The organism is Amycolatopsis sp. NPDC005232, assembly GCF_040607795.1.
Lineage (GTDB): Bacteria > Actinomycetota > Actinomycetes > Mycobacteriales > Pseudonocardiaceae > Amycolatopsis.
Window position 1 is genome coordinate 58333 of the sequence record NZ_JBEXHL010000027.1, and the last position, 18686, is coordinate 77018.

Sequence of the window (18686 nt, forward strand, 5' to 3'; positions counted from 1 at the left end):
GTTCGCTGGCAGCGATCACGCTCCCGCGCTGGTCAGAGCACCGTGGGCCAGGTCACGGCTTCGCCGCCACCCCGCTCCAGGCGAACGGCCGCGTCTCCGCTTCCAGCGCCGACACCGGACGGTCCGGCCGCCAGTCCGGCAGCGGGGACAGCCCCGGCTCCAGCAGCGGCCAGCCGCCGAACCAGGGCAGGATCTCGGCGTCCGAGCGGAGGTAGGCGGGGTTGGACGTGTCGCGGTAGGCGTCGATGAACGTCTTCACCTCGGCCGCGCGCTCCGGCGGCGCGTCGTCGCGGCACGTGCCGTGCGTCACGGCCAGCCACGAGCCGGGGGCGAGCTTCGCGCGGTAGGTCGCCATGAGCGCGTCGGGGTCGTCGTCGGGGCCGATGAAGTGCAGCACGGTGATCATCAGCAGGCACACGGGTTCGGACCAGTCGACGAGCCGCCGCGTGCTCTCGTCGGCGAAGAGGGCCTCCGGGTCGCGGATGTCTCGCTGCACGAGGCCGGCCCAGTCGCCCGCGTGCTCGCGTTCGAGGATCACACGCGAGTGCGCGGCGGCCACCGGCTCGTAGTCCACGTACACCACGGTCGCGCGCTCGTCCTCCGACAGCCGCTCGCGCACGATCTCGTGGACGTTCCCCGCCGTCGGCACACCCGAGCCGAGGTCCACGAACTGCCGGATCCCGGCGTCGAGCGCCGCCCGCACCACGCGGTTCATGAACGCCCGGTTCTGTCGCGAGATGGGCCGGATCAGCGGCCACACCTTCTCGACGCGACGGCCGAACTCGCGGTCGACGGCCCAGTTCTGCGAACCACCGAGGTACCAGTCGTAGACGCGCGCGGCCGACGGCTTCTCGACGTCCACCCCGGCCGGCGCGTCCGGCGCGGTCACGGCTTCTCCGCGACCCCGCACCACGCGAACGGTCTGGCCTCGGCCTCCACCGCGTTCAGCTCACGCTCCGGCCGCCAGTCCGGTAGGTGCACGATCCCTGGCTCCAGCAACGGCCAGCCACCGAAGAACGGGACGATGTCGTCGCGGTCGCGCATCCAGACGGGGTTGCTGGTCTTGCGGTACTGCTCCACGAACCAGCGCAGGCCTTCGAGCGCCGGGCCGTCGCCGTCGCCCTCGCTCATCTGCGAGATGGACAGCCAGCTGCCCGGCGCGAGCGCGTCGCGGTAGGCCTTGACGAGGCCCTCGGGGTCGTCGTCCGGGCCGACGAAGTGCAGCACCGCCATCATCAGCAGGCACACGGGCTTGCCGAAGTCGATGAACTCGCGCGTGGTCGGCGAGTGCAGCACGGCCTTGGGGTCGCGCATGTCCGCCTGCAGGATGCCGGCCCAGTCGGTGGCGGCTTCTTCCTCGAGGATCAGCGTCGCGTGGGCCACGGCCACCGGCTCGTAGTCCACGTACAACACGGTCGCGCGGTCGTCGTCGTCCAGCTCGGCCTCGATGACCTCGTGGACGTTGCCGGCCGTCGGCACCCCCGAGCCGAGGTCGATGAACTGCCGGATGCCCGCCTTGAGCGCGGCGCGCACCGCACGGTTCATGAATTCGCGGTTCTGCTTCGCGCCCGGCCGCACCAGCGGCCACTGCTGCTCCACGCGCCGGCCGAACTCGCGGTCGACGGCCCAGTTCTGGGTGCCGCCGAGGTACCAGTCGTAGATCCGCGCCGCCGAAGGCTTCTCGGTGTCCACGCCCTCGGGCGCCTTCGGCGCGGCCGCCGGCTGCTCGCTCACGTCGGAACTCCCCTCGTCGCGGAACGCCAAGCCTAGCGAGCTGCGACAACGATCTTCCGACGGCCGAGCAGCAACGCGGGTCCGACGGCGACGATCGCCAGCGTGGCGCTCACCACGAACGCCACGTGGAACGCACCCGCGGCCGCGATCGCCGCGAGCACGGCCGTGCCCGCCGACCCGCCGAGCTGCTGCACCAGCCGCACCACCGCCGCCCCCGACGGCACGTCCTCCCGGGGCAACCGCGTGAACGCGGCCGACGTGACCGCGATGTTCGCCGCGCTCAACGCCCCGCCCCGCACCACGAGCGCGACGCCGAGCACCACGAAACTCGTCGACGGCCCGGCCACCACGAAGGGCACGGTCGCCGCCGCACACCCGGCGATCCCGACGACGGCGATCACGCGTGCCCCCACGCGGTCGACCACACCGCCCACCCACCGCGTCAGCAGCGATCCCACCCCTTGCAACGCAAGGATCATCCCGGCCGCGAACGCACCAAGCCCGCGCTCCTGCTCGAAGTACAACGGGATCAGGAAAAGCGCGCCGTACAACGACAATCCTGTCAGAAACAACACCGCGGCCGAAGCGCCGAACGCCCGGTTGGCGAACAGCCGCACCGGAATCAACCCACGCTCACCCCGGCGCAGGCTCCAACCCACGAACCCGCCGAGCAGCACGACCCCCACACTCAACGGCACCACGAACCCGCTCCCCGACGCCGCGTTGGTGAGAGCGAACAACAACGCGACCACCGCCGGCGCCAGCAAACCCAGCCCCGGCAGATCCAGCCGGCTCCCGCGGTCGGCGGAGTCCATCGGAACGAACCGCCGCGCCAGCACGATCGCCGTCAGGCACAGCGGAACGTTGATCGCGAACAGCCAGCGCCAGCTCCCGCCGTCGACGATCACGCCGCCGACGAGCGGCCCGGCGATGGGCGCGATCACGCTCACCAGCATCACGATCGTCAGCAATCGCGCCGTCTTCGCCGGCCCCGCGGCCCGAACCAGGATCGTCTGCAGCACCGGCAGCAGCACGCCGGCGCCCACACCTTGCAGCACGCGGAACACGAGCAGGCTGCCCAGGTTCCAAGACAGCCCCGACAGCGCGGAGCCGGCGAGGAACACCGCCAACCCGGCCAGCCACAGCCGCGCCGCGCCGAACCGGCTCGTGGCCCACGAAGTCACGGGGATCGCTACCCCCAGCGCGAGCAGGTACCCGGTCGAAACCCACTGGATCGCCGTCGTGCCCACTCCGAAATCGGCGGCGACGGTGGGCAGCGCGACGTTCACGATCGTCGTGTCCACCAGCGGTGCGACTCCGCCGAGCACGATCACCAGCGCCAGCCGCACGAGCGGCCACCCGAGCGGTTCGAGCTCCTCCTCCACGATCGCCCCCATTAGATACACGTGTATCTTATCGAGATTAAGATACACGTGTATCTTCGCGAGGGTGAGCACTGCACAACGGAGAAGGGGCGCGGTCCTCGAAGAAGCCCTTGTCGAAGCCGCCTGGACCGAGCTCAGCCGCACCGGCTACGACGGCTTCACCATCGACGCCGTCGCCAAAGCCGCCGGCACCAGCCGCGCCGTGTTGTACCGGCGGTGGCCCAACCGGGCGGCGCTCGTGCACGCCGCGGTGCGTGCGCACGTCGGCTCGATCGCCGACGTCGTGCCGGACACGGGGGAGCTCCGCCAGGACGTCCTGGTCACCCTGCAGACCATCGCCGACCGCATCGTGCTGGTCGGGATCGACGTGATGACCGGGCTGCTCAGCGAGCTGGCCGAGCTACCGGAGGCCCTCGCGACGACCGTGCCCGACGTCTTCGAGCGCATCGTCCGGCGCGCGGCCGAACGCGGGGAGATCGGGCCGGGCCACATCCCCGACACGGTCCTGCGGATGCCCGCGGTCCTCGTGCGCTACGAGATGATCACCAAGCGCACGGTGCCCGACGTCGAAATCCTGGTGGACGAGCTCTTCCTGCCACTCGTCCGCCACCACGCCACGAACTAGCGCACCGCAGGCCTCCGCTGCCACCCCGTCCACAACGGCCGGTACCCCTGCGCGTACCAAAACGGCGTCGACCGCGGGTTCGGCACCGCCGTGTGCAGCAGCACGACATCCGCCCCGGCCTCGTCGAACACTTGGTGCGCGTGCGCCGCCAGCGCCGTACCCACACCAGCCGACCGCGCGGCCTCCGCGACTGCCAGCGAAGACAGGTACCCGATCCGCGAAGCGGCCACGCGGTGCTGGATCCACGCCGTCTCGTCGGGCATCTGGAGCACGACCATGCCGAGCGCCTTGCCGTACAGCTCCGCGATCCACACCTGGGACTCCGGCCGTTCGAGCTGGCGCAGCAGCCCCTTGCCCACGAGTTCCTCGATACCCGGGCGCACGGTCACCTTGCCGAACTGGGCGTCGTACCGCTGCAGCTCCAGCATCAGGCGCATGGCTGTGTCGAGGTCGTCCGGCGTGGCGTGGCGGATGCAGACGCCGGGGGTCGTCGTGGGGCCCGAGGCGGCCATGCGCTGGGCCGGGCGGACGGCGATCACGCCGACGGGGGCGAAGCCGTGGCGCAGCATTTCGGTCACGCCGGCGGTGTCACGGCTGGGCCGGGAGACCACGGCCGCGCACTCGGGATCCCCCGGACGGGCGATGGTCGACAGGTGTTCATCCCATCGAGTGAGCAACGCGTCGAGGCCGGCGGCGGGGTCCGGACCAGCGAGCTGGACCTCGAGCCGGTGCTCGGTCAGGGCCCGCCAGATGGACTGGGAGCTGTCGGGGCCGAGCTCGGTGCTGGTGGCCAGACCGGCGGCCCTCGTGTCTCCGACCTGCGCCGACAGGAGGGTGGCGTCGTCGTGGACTTCGAAGGGGAGGGGCGCGGGGAGCAGCGCGTCCACCGTGGCGATCCGCGCCGCGTGCCCGGTGGCTGTCACGTCGTTGTGCATGTACTTCATTGTCGCCCCGCAGGACTCGGCAGAACCCCTGAACACACCCCACGGCGTCAGATCAGGCACGAACGGGGAGTTTCACTCCTTGGTCCACGCTGGTCAGCGCCACAAGCCCATTGTTAACCCTGGGGTGATCTCCTACTGTCTCGAAAGGGACACGGGTACGCCCTCCGGGGTACGGTATGGCCCTTGTCCACACCTGACGTCACTGACGAGCGCGACCGGTGGGCAGCCGGGAAGGAAGGTCGGATGCCGGACAGCAACGGCAGGCCTGATGCCGCTCCAGCGGCGAAACAGGCCAAGGGGGGCGCCGTTTCCGGGACCTTCACCGAGGCCCGCACGGACGAACGCCGGTTCCGCATATACACCTTCGCCGTTCTCGGCCTGGGTCTGATCACCGCGTTCGCGGTCGGTTCTTGGTTACCTTTCCACGGCTCGGCCAAGCTCTGGTGGATCGGACCAGTGCTGGCCCTCGCGTTCCTGCTCGCCGAACAGCTGGGCATCAACGTCGACGTCCGAAGCGGCATTTCGTGGACGATCTCGTTCACAGAAATTCCGCTGGTAATCGGTTTCTTCGTCGCTCCGTTCGAGGTCGTGCTGGCCGCGCACCTAGTCGCGGGCATCGGCACGCTGCTGGCCCGCAAGGTCGCCGGTCGCGTCCTCTACAACGCGGGCGCGTTCCTGCTCGAGATCACCGGCGCGTTCGCCGTCGCCGGGCTCGTCAAGCAGGCCGTGGGCGGCGGCGAGGCCATGCCGTGGGTCGCCGCCTTGGCGGGCACGCTCACCGCGCCGCTGGTGAGCACGCTGCTGGCGCTGGCCGCCGTGCGCGTGCTGCGCCGTCGCATGCGCGTGAGCACCGCGATCCGCCTCACCGGCCGCATCCTCGTGGTGGGCTTCGTGAACGCGTCGGTGGGCCTGAGCGGCTACCTCGTGATCGCGAACACCCCGCAGGCGTGGCCGTTGGTGCTGGCCGTGTTCCTCGGGCTGACCGCGCTGTACTGGGCCTACTCCGACCTGCTGCGCGAGCAGCGGGACATGGAGGCGCTGTCCGACGTGAGCCTCATGGTCGCGCGCTCGGGCCAGCAGGCCGCCGCGCGTCCGGCCGGGCGCGCCGACGAGCTCGTGGGCGGCGTCGACGTGCGCGAGTGGGCCACGATCGCCGAGCGGATCAAGGACCAGCTGGCCGCCGGCCGCGTCGTGCTGCGGCTGCGCCTGGAGGCCAAGGACACCATGCGCGTGGTCGTGGCCGGCGACGAGCTGCCGCCCGTCGACCCGAACGCCGACGACCCGCTGCAGCGCCTGCCCGGCGCCCACGTGCGCCACTTCCGCATCACCGAGGCCAACCCCGACGTCCGCGCGGCGCTGCTCAACCGCGGCGCGCAGGAGGCGCTGGTGGTGCCGCTGCGCAGCGCCAACCAGCTGCTCGGCGTCGTCGAGGCCCACGACCGGCTCTCCCGCTGGCGCGGCTTCGGCAAGTACGACGTGCAGCTGCTCGGCACGATGGCCAGCCACCTCGCGACGTCGCTCGACAACCGGCGCCTGCTCGCGACCCTGCGCCACGACGCCTACCACGACCCGCTCACCGGCCACCTCAACCGGCCGGGCTTCCAGCAGGTCGCCAAGGAGCCGCTGCGCGACTTCGCCAACGCCGTGGTGCTGCGCATCGACCTCGACGTCTTCTCGACCGTCAGCGACGCCCTGGGCTACTCGTGGGCCGACCGCATGGTGATCGCCGCCGGCCGCCGGATCCGCGACGCGCTGGGCCCGGACGTGCCGCTCGCCCGCCTGGAGGGCGCGTCGTTCGCCGCCCTGCTCGTGGGCTGCACGCCGGAAAACGCCCACGCCGCGGCCGAACGCCTGCGCGTGCAGCTCTCGGCGCCGTACCCCGTCGACCGGCTTTCGGTCGAAGCCAACGCGATGATCGGCTACGCCACCACCTCCACCGAGGACGGCGGCGAGCCCGTGGACGTCGACGGCCTGCTGCAGCGCGCCGACGTCGCCGTGCGGGCCACTCGCGGCGGCGAAGAGGTGCGCGGCTACGTGCCGAGCATGGGCCAGATCTTCCTGCGCCGCTTCCAGATGGTGACGCAGTTCCGGCAGTCGCTGGAGGACGGGCACGTGTCCGTCCACTACCAGCCGAAGATCACGCTGCCGAACCGTCAGGTGCAGGGCGTCGAGGCGCTGGTGCGCTGGGTGCACCCGGAGTTCGGCCGGCTCGGCCCCGACGAGTTCGTGCCCGCCATCGAGGCGGCCGGCCTCATCGGCGTGCTGACGTCGTTCGTGCTCGAAGCCTCACTCAAGCGCGTACGCAAATGGCTCGACGAGGGCCTGCGCCTCTCCGCGGCCGTGAACCTGTCCGTGCGCAACCTGGCGGACGAGGACTTCCCGGCGAAGGTCCAGCGCGAGCTGGAGCGCTACGACGTGCCGCCCGAGCTGCTCACGTTCGAGCTCACCGAGTCCGGTGTGATGTCCGACCCGCAGAAGGCGCTGCCGATCCTGCGGGAGCTGCACTCGCTGGGCATCGTGCTGGCCGTGGACGACTTCGGCACGGGCTACTCGTCGCTCGCGTACCTGCGGCAGCTGCCGGTGGACCAGGTGAAGATCGACAAGAGCTTCGTGCTCGGCATGGGCACCGATCTCGGTGACCTCGCCGTGGTGCGCTCGATCGTCGAGCTGGGTCACTCACTGGGCCTCACGGTGGTCGCGGAGGGCGTCGAGGAGGACGTCGCGCGCGACCAGCTGGAGGCGATGGGGTGTGACGTTGCCCAGGGCTACCTGATCTCGCGTCCGCTGCCCGAGGACCGTCTGGAGGCTTGGCTGCAGGCCCGTACGGCGCGGTCGCCGGGCCGGCACTCGGAGACGGTGTTGACGCTGCTGACCTGAGGTTTTGTTGTAACCCGACCCCGGTTGCACGCACGGGTGACGGCCCTTGGTAATCTTTTCAAGCCCTCGCAAGAGGCAGGCCCCTTTAGCTCAGTCGGCAGAGCGTCTCCATGGTAAGGAGAAGGTCTACGGTTCGATTCCGTAAAGGGGCTCGCGAGTATGGCGAGCTATGCTTGTGGAAATCGCAAGCCTAGCTCGCTTCGCGGCGTCCATCTGGGGGTCGAACCCCCAGACCCCCGCCAAGGGGCTCCGCCCCCTGGACCCCCATGGGTCGAGTCGGCAGGGTGGGCGTTGGTTATGGCGGTGTAGCTCAGTTGGCAGAGCAAGCGGCTCATAATCGCTGTGTCGCCGGTTCAAGTCCGGCCACCGCTACGCAGCTGAGGGGATTGTGCTCGCAGAACGCGCGAGCCACAGCCGCTCCGCTTGAACCCTGGGGGTCGAACCCCCAGACCCCCGCCAGGGGGCAAGCCCCCTGGACCCTCGCGCCGTGCGGCTAGTGGCGCGGGTGCGGGTTCGGTACTGAGAGAGAAGGAAACGCTGTGGCTGCCACCGACGTGCGACCCAAGATCACGCTGGCGTGCGAGGAGTGCAAGCACCGCAACTACATCACCAAGAAGAACCGGCGCAACGACCCGGACCGCTTGGAGATGAAGAAGTTCTGCCCGAACTGCGGTACGCACCGGACTCACAAAGAGACCCGCTGACGTTAGCGGTTCTCGTCCAGCTTCGAACAGCCGTCCCGGCCCAGTGCCGGGGCGGCTTTTCGCTGTTCAGAGCCAGTTGAAGGCCGGCTCTGGGCCCGTTCGGGGACCTCTCGGACCACCGGCTCGGGTCGGCTAGCCTCAGCGGGTGCCTTTGGACCAGTCGTTCGCCGGGCGGAGCTACCCGCCCGCCGGAAAGTACGCGGTGAGCCGCGAGAAGATCCTTGAGTTCGCCGAGGCGATCGGAGACCCCAACCCGATCTACCGCGACCCGGAGGCGGCCCGCGCGGCCGGTTTCCCGGACGTGGTCGCGCCGCCGACGTTCCTCACGCTCCTGAACCTGCCCAAGGTCAACGGGATCGTGGCCGACCCGGAGCTCGGGCTCGACTACTCGCGCATGGTCCACGGCGACCAGGGCTTCACCTACGAGCGTCCCGTGCACGCGGGCGACGTGCTGGAGATCGGCGCGACCATCGAGAACATCATGGCCCGCGCCGGCAACGACTTCATCAACGTCAGCGCCCGGATCACCGACGCCGACGGCAAGCTGGTCTGCACCACCCGCGCGCAGCTCGTGGTGCGAGGGGAGGACGCGTGAACGTCGGCGACGAACTGCCCTCGCTGCAGGTGCGCGTCACGCGCGAGCAGCTGGTCCGCTACGCGGGCGCCGCGCTGGACTTCAACCCGATCCACTGGAACGAGCGCTTCGCCAAGGAAGTCGGCCTGCCCGACGTGATCGCCCACGGCATGCTCACCATGGCGCTGGCCGGCCGCGTCGTCAGCGACTGGCTCGGCGACCCCTCGCGCCTGCTGGACTTCAGCGCCCGCTTCACCCGCCCCGTGGCGGTCCCCGACGACGCCGAGGGCGCCCTCGTGGAGATGACGGGCAAGGTCGGCGCGATCTCGGAAGACGGCGTCGCCCGCGTGGACCTGGTCGTGAAGTTCGACGGCAAGACCGTGCTGGGCAAGCCGCAGGCGCTCATCCGAGCCTGACGCTCAGCTCACCACCGACTCGACGGCCGTCGCCATCCCCGCTTCACCCCGCGCGTTGGGGTGCAGCGGGGCCGCGGCCGACGTCGGCACCAGGCCCTCAACCCAGCGCGTGCCCGAGCTCGTGCACACGTCGTGGCCCTTGCTTGGCCCGGCCGTGTCGGCGTAGCCCGCGTTGTGGGTTTTGGCCTGCTCTTCGAGCACGTCGTTGAGGTGCTTCAGCGAGTCGCGCAAGTACGCGACATCGCCGGAGCCGACGGGGATCGCGGGCCAGCAGCCGTCGCCGTCGGGCAGCACGGTGGGGTAGCCGACCACGACCACGCGGGCCTTCGGGGCCTTGGTGTGGATCTGGTCGAGCACCGCGCCGAGCTTGCCCGCGACGGCGTCGATGCGGTCGGAGAGCTGGTCGTGCCCGCCCGCGGTGAGCCGGTCGTGGCAGGGCGCGCCGTCGCGGTGCGAGGTGGCGCAGCTGGGTGCGAGGGAAATGAACCCGACGTCGTTGCCCCCGATGCCCAGGGTCACGAGCGTGGTCGCCGACGTCACGGAGTCCAGCTGCGGCGGGTTCGTGCCGTTGTGGGTCGACTGGGAGCCCGTGAGGTCCGCCGTGGTGGCGCCGCTGCAGCTGACGTCCACGAACTGCGCCGGCTTGATCTTCGCGGCCACCAGGTGCGGGTAGTTGTTGTCCGAACGGTCGCAGCCGGCGGGCGTGCCCGCCGCCTTCCCCGTGCGCGGCGCGGAGGTGTACGAGTCGCCGAGCGCCACGTAACGGCCCGTGCCGCCCCCGGTGCCGGCGCCGGCCGGCGGCTCGGTCGACGAACCGTGCTTCGACTTGTAGTACCCCACCCCGAGCAACGCGACCACGACCACCAGGATCAGCAACCCGCATCCGCCGCTCTTCTTCGCCGCCACCTGATCGTTTCTACCGGTCCGCGACCCCGCGTGACGACGGGTATCCGGGTGAGACCGCTACCGGTCGACGGCGGCGCGCAACTGGTCGGCCAGCTCCAGCGCGTGCTCGACCCCGTCGGCGATGTAGTGCAGGTCCACGAACGCCTCGGTGAACCCCTCGTCGGCGGCACCCTTCAGCGCCGACGCGAGGTCGGTCACCGTCACCACGGGCGTGCCCTCGCGCGGGTTGACGCGCAGCGGACGCCGCAGCGTTGCCGGGTCGCGGCCGGCTTCGGTGGCGGCGTCGGCGATCACCGCCCACATCCGGTGGAGGTACTGCGGGGGCAGCAGCGTCGGAAGCCAGCCGTCGGCGCTCGTGCCGACGCGGCGCAGGGCAGGTTCGGACATGCCGCCGAGCAGGATCGGCGGGTGCGGGTTCTGCGTGGGCCGCAGCCCGACGTGCGACTCCGGGATCTGCCAGCGCTCGCCGTCGTGGCCCGCAGGGTCGGCGGTCCAGAGCGTGCGCAGGACCTGGATCAGCTCGTCGAGGCGCCCGCCGCGCCCGGCCCACGGCACGCCGGCGGCGGTGTACTCGTCGCGCAGCCAGCCGAGGCCGAACCCGGCGTCGAGGCGGCCGCCGGAGAGCAGGTCGAGCGACGTGAGCGTCCGCGCGAGCAGCACGGGCGCGTACACGGGCGCCGAGAGCGTGCTCATGCCCAGCCGCGCGGTCTTCGTGGCGCCGGCGGCGGCCGTCAGCGCGACGAACGGGTCGACGAAGTGGATGAACTCCGGCGGGTACGGCCGCTCCGGCGTGCCGCCTCCCGGGTACAGGTCCGAGGGCTCGAGCGGAGTGAGCACGCGGTCACCGACCCACAGCGAAGCGTAGCCGAGCTCTTCGGCCGCGGCGGCGAATCCGGCGATGGCAGTGGGGTCGGCGAGCTTGCCGTACTGCGGCAGGGCGAGTCCGAGTCGCAACGCGGTCACCGGGCCTCCTCGGGGACGACTTCTCTTGTGGGGCAATGGAGATCGCGCGCCGAACCGGGGACCTCGCTGGGGATCACCGGATTCTCGGCCGGGGCGCTGGAATTTCCCCGGTGCGGCAAGGTTTTCCGGCGGCTTCCGAAGTGCCTCGCGAGTACGGGATGAACGACCGCGGAATCCGCGTTGACCACCGTGCGGAGGGTTGTTTCCCGATTAATCGCGGACGGGCGCATGCGGCCATCCTGGCACGGCTCCGCGGCGCTCGCCGGTCACGTTCCCGGCGCGCTGGAGCAGGGACTCGGGGGGTCGGTGCGGGGGCACCCGACTAACGAGGGGGGCGCGGTTGCGGGCCTCGATCCGGCTTGCCGTAGACTTCGGAACTCGGAACGCACTACGGTCATCCCCGCCGGATGGTGGGGACGATGGAATGCGTCCTCCGGAGCCTGGGTGACCAGGGTCCACAGGGGTGTAGCTCAATTGGCAGAGCAGCGGTCTCCAAAACCGCAGGTTGCAGGTTCAAGTCCTGTCACCCCTGCGTACGGGTACTGGTGGAGCGGAGGAGTGGTCGTGAGCGACAGCGACGCCAGCGGCGAGCACGAGCAGGACGAGTCGGGCAAGAAGCCCGGGGTCGAGTCCCGCCCGGCGACCGCCGCGGCTCGGCGTGAGCGCCGCGCTTCCGCCCGCCCGTCCGGCAAGTCCGAGGCGCGTTCGGGCGGCACAAGGCCGTCCGGCAAGGCAGGCGACAAGGTCGCGAAGCCCGCCGACGCCAAGGGCGCGCCGACCCCGAAGCGGGACCAGAAGCCGAAGAAGGCGTCGCCCTTCGCGCGGATCATGCGGTTCGTCCGCGAGGTCTGGGCAGAGCTGCGCAAGGTCATCTGGCCCAACCGCAAGCAGATGGTCACCTACACCGCAGTCGTGCTGGTGTTCGTGGTGTTCATGGTGGCCCTCGTGAGCGGCCTCGACCTGGCCTTCAAGCAGGTCATCGGGCTGGTCTTCGGCTGAGGCCGGAGGCGCGCGCCACCGTGCGCCGCGCGGGCCGGCCTGCCCGAGCCCGGCAAGTGATCAACTGAGAGGACGGAACGTGACCTCCGACAACGGCACAGAGGCCGGTCGCGACCTGACCGAGCTTTCCGACGAGCAGGTGCACGCGGCACTCGGCGACGAGGAGTCCGCTCACCTCGAGCCCGTCGAGGTGCCCGACGCCGGCGAAGAGGTCGACGCAGCCGTCGAAGACAGCGCTGACGAGAGCGCCGACGACGAAGCCGACACCGAGGCTGACGACGCCGACACGGCTGACGACAGCGTTGCCGACACCGAGGCTGACGACGCCGACACGGCTGACGACAGCGTTGCCGACGCCGTGGCCGACGAAGCCGTCGAGTCCGAGCCGGCCGCCGAGTCCGACGACCCCGTCGCCACGCTGCGTGCCGAGCTGATGGCCGCGCCGGGCGAGTGGTACGTCGTGCACAGCTACGCCGGGTACGAGAACAAGGTCAAGACCAACCTCGAGACCCGTACCACGACGCTGGACGTCGAGGACTACATCTTCCAGATCGAGGTTCCGACCGAAGAGGTCACCGAGATCAAGAACGGCCAGCGCAAGCAGGTGCAGCGCAAGGTGCTGCCCGGCTACATCCTGGTCCGGATGGATCTGAACGACGCCTCGTGGAGCGCGGTGCGCAACACGCCGGGTGTCACCGGGTTCGTCGGCGCGACCTCGCGCCCGTCGCCGCTCACCGTGGACGAGGTGCTGAAGTTCCTCGCTCCGCAGGTCGAGAAGGAAGCCCCGGCGAAGGCCGGCAAGGGCGAGTCCGCCGCGGCGTCGACGCCGTCCGGTGGCGGCGCTGTCGAGGTCGACTTCGAGATCGGCGAGTCGGTCACTGTCATGGACGGCCCGTTCGCCACGCTGCCCGCGACGATCTCCGAGGTCAACGTCGACGGACAGAAGCTGAAGGTCCTGGTGTCGATCTTCGGCCGGGAGACCCCGGTCGAGCTTTCGTTCACCCAGGTCTCCAAGATCTGACGGTCGGGAATACCGACCGGCAGTCCCCGCGTACTGGCAGGTGTGCGGGGGACTCACGTCAGTAAGAAGGACACAAGGTAATGCCACCCAAGAAGAAGAAGCTTGCGGCGATCATCAAGCTGCAGATCAAGGCCGGCGCGGCCAACCCTGCGCCGCCGGTCGGCCCGGCGCTGGGCCAGCACGGCGTCAACATCATGGAGTTCTGCAAGGCCTACAACGCCGCGACCGAGTCGCAGCGCGGGGACGTCGTCCCGGTCGAGATCTCCGTGTACGAAGACCGGTCGTTCGACTTCAAGCTGAAGACGCCGCCGGCCGCCAGGCTGCTGCTCAAGGCCGCGGGCGTGGAGAAGGGCTCCGGCGAGCCGCACAAGACCAAGGTCGCCAAGGTCACCTGGGACCAGGTCCGCGAGATCGCCAAGACCAAGGAGTCCGACCTCAACGCCCACGACATCGACCAGGCGGCGAAGATCATCGCCGGCACCGCCCGCTCCATGGGCATCACGGTCGAGGGCTGAAGCTCTTAACGCAACACCGTGGGAGAGCCAGTGCTGGCTCGTCACCACACTGATCCGTTTTGACTAAGTAAGGACAGAAGCATGACCAAGCACAGCAAGGCCTACCGCCAGGCTGCCGAGCTGATCGACAAGGAGCGTCTCTACGCTCCGCTCGAGGCCGCGAAGCTGGCGAAGGAGACCTCCAAGACCAAGATGGACGCGACCGTCGAGGTCGCGATGCGTCTCGGTGTCGACCCGCGCAAGGCCGACCAGATGGTCCGCGGCACCGTGAACCTGCCGCACGGTACCGGTAAGACCGCTCGCGTCATCGTCTTCGCCGTCGGCGACAAGGCCGCCGAGGCCGAGGCCGCCGGTGCGGACGCGGTCGGCACGGACGAGCTGATCGAGCGCATCCAGGGTGGCTGGCTCGACTTCGACGCCGCCATCGCGACGCCGGACCAGATGGCCAAGGTGGGCCGCATCGCCCGCATCCTCGGCCCGCGTGGCCTGATGCCGAACCCGAAGACCGGCACGGTGACCCCCGCGGTCACGAAGGCCGTGCAGGACATCAAGGGCGGTAAGATCAACTTCCGCGTCGACAAGCAGGCCAACCTGCACCTCGTGATCGGCAAGGCGTCGTTCGACACCGAGAAGCTGGTGGAGAACTACGCGGCCGCGCTGGACGAGATCCTGCGGGCCAAGCCGTCGTCGGCGAAGGGCCGCTACGTCAAGAAGATCACCTTCACCACCACGATGGGCCCGGGCATCCCGGTCGACCCGCTGCGGACGCGCAACCTCCTCAGCGAGGACGCGGCCGTCTGAGTCGCACATCACGCGAAAGGGCGGTCACGCAATGTGCGTGGCCGCCCTTTTTTCGTGTCTCATGGACACTATGCCGACGAAGACGTTCACCGCTCCCGACGGGCTCCGCCTGAGCTACACGGTGTGGGAGGGCGACGGACGGCACCGTCGCCCCGTCGTGCTCCAGCACGGCTTCGCGGCCGACGCGCAGGTGAACTGGGTCGGCACCGGTGTCGTGCGCACCCTGGTCGAAGCCGGGTTCACCGTGATCGGCCTCGACGCCCGCGGCCACGGCGCGTCGGACAAACCTCACGACCCGGCCTGCTACGGCCAGGACGTGATGGCCCGCGACGTGTCCGCCCTGCTCGACGAGCTGCGCCTCGACGAGGTCTCCCTCGCCGGCTACTCGATGGGCGCGATCGTCGCCCTCATCGTGGCGACCAAGGACAAACGCGTGCGCTGCCTGGCCACCGGCGGCATCGGCGCGGGCATCATCGACTTCGGCGGCGTGGACACGCGCGTGGTCGAGCCCGAGCAGCTCGCCGACGGTCTCCTCGCCGACGACCACGCCGACGTCCCCGCCCAGGTCCGCCCCTTCCGCCGCCTCGCCCGCCGCACGGGCGGCGACGTCGACGCCCTGGCCGCCGTCCTGCGCGCCTCACGCCGCACGTCCATCCCCCTGACCGAGATCACCGTCCCCACGCTGATCCTCGCCGGCGAACGCGACCAGCTCGCGGCCCAGCCCGAGCGCCTCGCCATCGGCATCGCGGGCGCCCGCCTGGTCCGCGTCCCGGGCGACCACATGACGGCCGTCGCGGACCCCGCGTTCGCCCTGGCGCTGGCCGACTTCTTCGCCTACGCGGACACGGGGGAGACGAGGTTCGCGATCTCCTCGCCGGCGTAACCGAGCTCAGCGAGCAGCTCGCTCGTGTGCTCACCGCGCGCGGGCGTGTGGCGGCGCGCTGACGGCGGCGTGTCCGAGAGGATCATCGGCGGCCCGACCTGGCGGTACGTGCCCTCCGTCGGGTGCTCGGCGAGCGAGACGAGGCCGCTGCCCGTCGGCCATCGGCACCTCCACGCGCCGGCCGCGGCCGGTCGTGCGCTGGTGCACCACGGCGGCGAGCACGGAGTAGACGATGGTGAGCGCGCACAGCTTGTCGGCGAGGATCGTCGGCGCGTAGGTGGGCTTGCCGGTCGCACGGCGCATCAGGTCGGCCATGCCGGAGGACGCCTGCACGATCTCGTCGTAGGCCGCGAGTCCGGCGCGGTTCGAGTCGGTGCGGAAGCCCTGGGCGTTGCAGTAGACGAGCCGCGGGTTGAGCTCCGCGAGCTGCTCGTAATCCAGGCCGAGGCGCTGCAGCGCGCCGGGGCGCATGTTGGTCACCAGCACGTCGGCTGTCTTCACCAGGCGCAGGAAGGCCTAGTTCGACAGCATCACCGCACGGTCGATCGCGTCGCCGCGATCCTGGAGGCCGTCGCGAACAGTGCTTCGGGGCTGACGCTCACGCGGCTCGCACGAGCCGTTCGACTACGCGCCCTCCCGGTCCCTTCGCTCCGCGCTCCCGCGTACGGCGGCTGGGCGCGTGTTGCTCGCTTCGCTACCGGAGGCCGACCGCCGTGCGGTGGTGGCGCAGGAGCCCGACACCCGCGCGGGCGTCGATCTCCTCGCGGAGGCGGCGGAGATCCGTGCGCGGGGCTACGCCGTGGTCGACTCCGGGCACGCCATGGAGACGGTGGCCGCGGTGGCCGTGCCTGTCACGGAGTCGGGGCGCGTGGTGGCGGCCGCGGCGCTGGCCGCACCGTCCGAAGTGGTCGCTGCGCGGCTGCCGGACCTGGTCAGGTCGTTGGAGGAGTGGAGTTCGAAGCTGACGGGGGCCCGCACTTCTCCGGCCCCGGCGAGTGGCCCGTGATCAGCCACTGACCTTTGTCCACTTGGGACACGGTGAACACGCCGAGCGCCGGGCCGCCGGCGATGGTGTAGTCGCAGGAGTCGATCGTCACCACACCCGCGGGCGGGGCGCCGGAGACGTACGAGGGCAGCGATTCGGCGTAGTCGTTCTGGTTGGTGACCTGCGCGTGCAGCTTCTCGACCGCCACCTTGCAGTCGGGCTGGCCGACGTCCTGGGCGAACTTGGTCTGGACGGGCTCGTCGAACCGGCCGCACGCGTCTTCGACCCTGCCCTGCGCGATGTTGTGGAAGACGAAGCGGACGGCCTCGTACGGGTTCGTCGAGAAGATGTGGTTCGTGTGGTAGGTCCCGCCGCCCTCGGCCGCGATCTGGGCGGAGGACTTGCCGTCGTCGCTGGGGAAGTAGTGGCGGTAGGCCCACGTGGCGGCGATACCGAGGATCACCAGCACGATCACCCACCCCAGGATCTTCCCGCCGAGGCGCTTGAGCCAGCGGGGGACCGGCCGGCGACGGCGGGGTTCCTCGTACGGCGCCAGCGCTCCCGGCGGACCCGGAGGTACGGGCGGCTGCCAGCCCGGCTGGGTCTGCGGCTGGCGGGAGCCCGCAGGGACCAGGCCGGCGTCGGGCGTCGCTGCGGGCTGATTGCCTTGCTGGGCTTGGGTGAAGCGGAGGTAGTCCTGGAACTGCTGGAACTGGCGGAACTGTTCCAACTGCGCGGCATCCAGCGGTGGTTCGCCCGGAGTGGGCTGGGACGGCTGCGGCAATGCGGGGAGTTGCGCGGACCCGGCCGGCGGCGAACCCGACGGCAACTGCGGAACCCCAGGCACCGGAGGCTGTTCCGAACCTGGCCACTGCCCGGAACCAGACTGCCCCGATGGCTGCGGCAACCCGCCCGGAATCGGTTGCGAGCCGTCGGCAGGCCGGGGGCCGGGGCCGGTGGGGTTGTCCGGCTGTCCGTGATCACGCTGCTCCGCCACGTCACCAATGATGCCCGCTCGCCGGCGAATCCCCGAGTCCGGGCGGCTTGTCGCTGGTCAGGCAGGGGGGTGGGCGAAAGGCCGGAAACCCTTCACGTATAGTTGTCGACGGTTCTACCGAAGACCGCTGGTTTTCCGGGTGCTCCACGGCGCTCGGAACGAAGGTCCCGCGAGATGAGCGGGCGGCCCGCGCAGGAGGAACGAGGTTCGGCTCTCCCTCAGGGGAAATCGCCGTGTAACGCCCCGTGCTGACTGCGCGTGGGCGTTTTTTCGTCTCAGAGGGCTCTCGAAGGACCAGTGGAATCCACTAGCCAAGAGAGGAGGCGACCATGGCGAAGCCCGACAAGGTGGCGGCCGTCGCCGAGATCGCGGAGAGCTTCCGCAGCAGCTCGGCCACAGTCGTTACCCAGTACACCGGCCTCTCCGTGTCCCAGCTGTCTCAGCTGCGCCGCGCTCTCGGCACCAGTGCCAAGTACCGGGTCGCGAAGAACACCCTCGTGAAGCGTGCCGCCGAGGACGCCGGTGTGCAGGGTCTGGACGACCTGTTCGTCGGTGCCACCGCGATCGCCTTCGTCGAAGGTGAGCCGGTCGACGCCGCGAAGGCGCTTCGCGACTTCGCGAAGGACAACAACGCGCTTGTCATCAAGGGCGGCTACATGGACGGCAAAGCGCTGTCCGTGGACGAGATCGCGAGGATCGCCGATCTCGACAGCCGTGAGGTCCTGCTCTCCAAGGCAGCGGGCGCGTTCAAGGCGAAGCTGTCCCAGGCCGCCGCGCTGTTCCAGGCGCCGGCGTCCCAGGTCGCCCGCCTGGCTGCCGCGCTGGAGGAGAAGCAGCGCAACGCCACCGGTACCGAAGCAGCCGAAGCACCCGCCGAGAGCTGATCCACCCCCACCCCGAACGTCGAGTTCGTTCGTTTTTTCTGAGAGGAAGCCATCATGGCGAAGCTGAGCACCGCCGAGCTGATCGACGCTTTCAAGGAGCTCACCCTTCTTGAGCTGTCGGACTTCGTGAAGGAGTTCGAGACCACCTTCGACGTCACCGCCGCCGCCCCGGCCGCCGTCGTCGCCGCCGGCCCGGTCGGCGCCGCCCCGGCCGCCGCCGAGGAGCAGGACGAGTTCGACGTCATCCTCGAGGGCGCTGGCGACAAGAAGATCCAGGTCATCAAGGTCGTCCGCGAGGTCGTCTCGGGCCTGGGCCTGAAGGAGGCCAAGGAGCTGGTCGAGGCCGCTCCCAAGGCGATCCTGGAGAAGGTCGACAAGGACGCTGCCGCCGCCGCCAAGGAGAAGCTCGAGGCTGCGGGCGCCAAGATCTCGGTCAAGTGATTTCGGGCGCGTAAGCGCCTACTGCACCACCT

At 70.2% G+C, this 18686-nt stretch carries 19 protein-coding genes, 3 tRNA genes and 2 pseudogenes; 16 read left to right on the plus strand and 8 right to left on the minus strand.

What is annotated here, in order from left to right; translation table 11 throughout:
* Positions 1-52: 52 nt before the first annotated feature.
* From ABZU76_RS36950 to ABZU76_RS36960, 3 genes are read right to left on the minus strand one after another with little or no spacing between them, the layout of a single operon-like run.
* Positions 53-889, minus strand: a complete 837-nt coding sequence (locus ABZU76_RS36950; RefSeq protein ID WP_354878392.1) for an SAM-dependent methyltransferase — start codon at positions 887-889, stop codon at positions 53-55.
* Entirely contained in the window at positions 886-1734 is an 849-nt protein-coding gene (locus ABZU76_RS36955) for an SAM-dependent methyltransferase (RefSeq protein WP_220246038.1), read from the minus strand. Before ABZU76_RS36955 ends, ABZU76_RS36950 begins: the two co-directional genes overlap by 4 nt.
* A gap of 32 nt (positions 1735-1766) precedes the next feature.
* The gene (locus tag ABZU76_RS36960; protein ID WP_354878395.1) at positions 1767-3131 is read right to left on the minus strand and encodes a DHA2 family efflux MFS transporter permease subunit; all 1365 of its coding nucleotides are present in this window, start codon (positions 3129-3131) and stop codon (positions 1767-1769) included.
* Positions 3132-3183: 52 nt separating this feature from the next.
* Between ABZU76_RS36960 and ABZU76_RS36965 the strand changes: the two genes are divergently transcribed.
* A complete protein-coding gene (locus ABZU76_RS36965) occupies positions 3184-3744 on the plus strand; it encodes a TetR/AcrR family transcriptional regulator (protein ID WP_354878398.1) in 561 nt (186 codons plus the stop codon).
* Here ABZU76_RS36965 and ABZU76_RS36970 read toward each other — a convergent pair.
* The gene (locus tag ABZU76_RS36970) at positions 3741-4679 is read right to left on the minus strand and encodes a GNAT family N-acetyltransferase (RefSeq protein WP_220246042.1); all 939 of its coding nucleotides are present in this window, start codon (positions 4677-4679) and stop codon (positions 3741-3743) included. The two genes, ABZU76_RS36965 and ABZU76_RS36970, sit on opposite strands and share 4 nt — an antisense overlap.
* A 252-nt stretch (positions 4680-4931) precedes the next feature.
* Here ABZU76_RS36970 and ABZU76_RS36975 point away from each other — a divergent pair, with 252 nt between their 5' ends.
* The 6 genes from ABZU76_RS36975 (at position 4932) to ABZU76_RS37000 (ending at position 9259) form a co-directional block, all read left to right on the plus strand.
* Entirely contained in the window at positions 4932-7565 is a 2634-nt protein-coding gene (locus tag ABZU76_RS36975) for an EAL domain-containing protein (protein ID WP_354878401.1), read from the plus strand.
* 79 nt (positions 7566-7644) lie between these two features.
* Positions 7645-7717, plus strand: a tRNA-Thr gene (locus tag ABZU76_RS36980).
* A gap of 147 nt (positions 7718-7864) precedes the next feature.
* A tRNA-Met gene (locus ABZU76_RS36985) sits at positions 7865-7937 on the plus strand.
* A 167-nt stretch (positions 7938-8104) separates the two neighbouring features.
* Positions 8105-8269 carry a 50S ribosomal protein L33 gene (gene rpmG, locus ABZU76_RS36990; RefSeq protein WP_020668467.1) on the plus strand — a complete coding sequence of 55 codons (165 nt, stop codon included), beginning with the start codon at positions 8105-8107 and terminating at the stop codon, positions 8267-8269.
* 145 nt (positions 8270-8414) lie between these two features.
* Positions 8415-8864, plus strand: a complete 450-nt coding sequence (locus ABZU76_RS36995; RefSeq protein WP_285970696.1) for a MaoC family dehydratase N-terminal domain-containing protein — start codon at positions 8415-8417, stop codon at positions 8862-8864.
* Entirely contained in the window at positions 8861-9259 is a 399-nt protein-coding gene (locus ABZU76_RS37000; protein ID WP_220246045.1) for a MaoC family dehydratase, read from the plus strand. The genes ABZU76_RS36995 and ABZU76_RS37000 overlap by 4 nt, the downstream gene beginning before the upstream one ends.
* 3 nt (positions 9260-9262) lie before the next feature.
* On the opposite strand, the gene ABZU76_RS37005 is transcribed toward ABZU76_RS37000, so the two are convergent.
* The gene (locus ABZU76_RS37005) at positions 9263-10165 is read right to left on the minus strand and encodes an SGNH/GDSL hydrolase family protein (RefSeq protein ID WP_354878405.1); all 903 of its coding nucleotides are present in this window, start codon (positions 10163-10165) and stop codon (positions 9263-9265) included.
* Positions 10166-10222: 57 nt separating this feature from the next.
* Positions 10223-11128 carry a TIGR03619 family F420-dependent LLM class oxidoreductase gene (locus ABZU76_RS37010; RefSeq protein ID WP_354878407.1) on the minus strand — a complete coding sequence of 302 codons (906 nt, stop codon included), beginning with the start codon at positions 11126-11128 and terminating at the stop codon, positions 10223-10225.
* A 459-nt stretch (positions 11129-11587) separates the two neighbouring features.
* Here ABZU76_RS37010 and ABZU76_RS37015 point away from each other — a divergent pair.
* The 6 genes from ABZU76_RS37015 (at position 11588) to ABZU76_RS37040 (ending at position 15347) form a co-directional block, all read left to right on the plus strand.
* A tRNA-Trp gene (locus ABZU76_RS37015) sits at positions 11588-11660 on the plus strand.
* A gap of 32 nt (positions 11661-11692) precedes the next feature.
* The gene (gene secE / locus ABZU76_RS37020) at positions 11693-12127 is read left to right on the plus strand and encodes a preprotein translocase subunit SecE (protein WP_220246048.1); all 435 of its coding nucleotides are present in this window, start codon (positions 11693-11695) and stop codon (positions 12125-12127) included.
* Positions 12128-12206: 79 nt separating this feature from the next.
* Positions 12207-13148, plus strand: coding sequence for a transcription termination/antitermination protein NusG (nusG, locus tag ABZU76_RS37025; protein WP_354878410.1), 942 nt, complete (start codon positions 12207-12209; stop codon positions 13146-13148).
* A gap of 80 nt (positions 13149-13228) precedes the next feature.
* Positions 13229-13663 carry a 50S ribosomal protein L11 gene (rplK, locus tag ABZU76_RS37030; protein ID WP_220246050.1) on the plus strand — a complete coding sequence of 145 codons (435 nt, stop codon included), beginning with the start codon at positions 13229-13231 and terminating at the stop codon, positions 13661-13663.
* An 81-nt stretch (positions 13664-13744) separates the two neighbouring features.
* Positions 13745-14464, plus strand: a complete 720-nt coding sequence (gene rplA / locus ABZU76_RS37035) for a 50S ribosomal protein L1 (RefSeq protein ID WP_220246051.1) — start codon at positions 13745-13747, stop codon at positions 14462-14464.
* Positions 14465-14534: 70 nt separating this feature from the next.
* A complete protein-coding gene (locus tag ABZU76_RS37040) occupies positions 14535-15347 on the plus strand; it encodes an alpha/beta fold hydrolase (protein ID WP_354878414.1) in 813 nt (270 codons plus the stop codon).
* 153 nt (positions 15348-15500) lie between these two features.
* Here ABZU76_RS37040 and ABZU76_RS37045 read toward each other — a convergent pair.
* Positions 15501-15857, minus strand: a pseudogene (locus tag ABZU76_RS37045) (CoA transferase); the annotation flags it as partial.
* 154 nt (positions 15858-16011) lie between these two features.
* On the opposite strand from ABZU76_RS37045, the pseudogene ABZU76_RS37050 reads away from it, so the two are divergent.
* Positions 16012-16353: pseudogene (locus ABZU76_RS37050) on the plus strand (IclR family transcriptional regulator C-terminal domain-containing protein); the annotation flags it as partial.
* Here ABZU76_RS37050 and ABZU76_RS37055 read toward each other — a convergent pair.
* A complete protein-coding gene (locus tag ABZU76_RS37055) occupies positions 16280-17179 on the minus strand; it encodes a hypothetical protein (protein ID WP_354878417.1) in 900 nt (299 codons plus the stop codon). The pseudogene ABZU76_RS37050 and the gene ABZU76_RS37055 sit on opposite strands and share 74 nt — an antisense overlap.
* A gap of 479 nt (positions 17180-17658) precedes the next feature.
* Between ABZU76_RS37055 and rplJ the strand changes: the two genes are divergently transcribed.
* Together rplJ and rplL are read left to right on the plus strand one after the other, a co-directional pair.
* Positions 17659-18213: a 50S ribosomal protein L10 gene (gene rplJ, locus ABZU76_RS37060; RefSeq protein ID WP_220246056.1), complete on the plus strand. Its 555-nt coding sequence runs from the start codon at positions 17659-17661 to the stop codon at positions 18211-18213.
* A 54-nt stretch (positions 18214-18267) separates the two neighbouring features.
* Entirely contained in the window at positions 18268-18654 is a 387-nt protein-coding gene (rplL, locus tag ABZU76_RS37065; RefSeq protein ID WP_354878420.1) for a 50S ribosomal protein L7/L12, read from the plus strand.
* Positions 18655-18686: the final 32 nt, after the last annotated feature.